General features: G+C 64.9%; 1 protein-coding gene. It reads right to left on the minus strand.

From position 1 onward, the window contains the following. On the minus strand, nt 1–444 hold a 444-nt coding region (locus AACY08_RS29805; RefSeq protein ID WP_339472682.1), incomplete at both ends, for a biotin synthase BioB.

Genomic DNA, 444 nt, shown 5'->3' on the forward strand with positions numbered 1-444 from the left:
TGATGCCGGCTTCGCGCACATGATCGAGCGTGTCGAGCCGGTCCTGGAAGGTGCGCGTGGTGATGACCTCCGCGTATTTTTCCGGCGAAGTGTCGATATTGTGGTTGTAATAATCGAGCCCCGCCTCGGCGAGCTGCTGCGCCTGGGCGGGCGTCAGCATGCCCAGCGTCATGCAGGTTTCCATGCCCATGCTCGCCACGCCCTGCACCATCTCGATGATCGCGGGCATGTCCTTGTCCTTGGGGTTGCGCCAGGCCGCGCCCATGCAGAAGCGCTGGCTTCCCGCATCACGCGCCTGCGCCGCCGATTGCAGCACCGCGCGCACGTCCATCAGCTTGCTGGCCTTCAGCTCGGTGTCGGCGCTGGCCGACTGGTTGCAATAGCCGCAATCCTCGGGGCAACCGCCGGTCTTGATCGACAGCAGCGTGCAAAGCTGCACCTGCC

Source organism: Pseudomonas sp. EL_65y_Pfl1_R83 (assembly GCF_963970695.1).
Taxonomy (GTDB): Bacteria; Pseudomonadota; Gammaproteobacteria; order Pseudomonadales; family Pseudomonadaceae; genus Aquipseudomonas; species Aquipseudomonas tritici.